The sequence below is a fragment of the Seonamhaeicola marinus genome, assembly GCF_008085455.1.
The window spans coordinates 555-911 of sequence record NZ_VSDQ01000014.1 but is presented as its reverse complement, the minus strand read 5'-3'; the positions used below and the strand labels follow the sequence as shown (position 1 = coordinate 911).

Genomic DNA, 357 nt, shown 5'->3' with positions numbered 1-357 from the left:
CGCTTTCATTATGTTCTTCATTAACTTCTGTTTTTTCTTCCTCATCGTGGGAATGGCCATCATTCTCGTTATGATTTTCTTTATTTCCGCAAGCTGAAACAAAAATGGTTAACACCATTACGGTAAGAATTTTATATATTTTATTTTTCATTGTCTTATTGATTAAAATATTGTAATTGAAATGTGCTTTCTAAATAGTTTACTAATGCAGTCTGTGCTTCAAGTTCCGATTGAATTGCTTCTTTTATCAACTGCGTAAATGCAGTATAATCAATTTCGCCTTCTCTATATGCCAGTAATGCACCTGTTTTTTGCTCTTTTGTTAATGGTAAAACTTGGTCTTTGTAAAACTCCCAA

Annotated in this window: 1 protein-coding gene; it reads right to left on the bottom strand. The window is 31.7% G+C overall.

The annotated features are described in order from the left end of the window. Positions 1-155 precede the first annotated feature (155 nt). The coding region (locus tag FUA24_RS25485) for a hypothetical protein (protein ID WP_246146911.1) at positions 156-357 on the bottom strand (202 nt) is incomplete at its 5' end.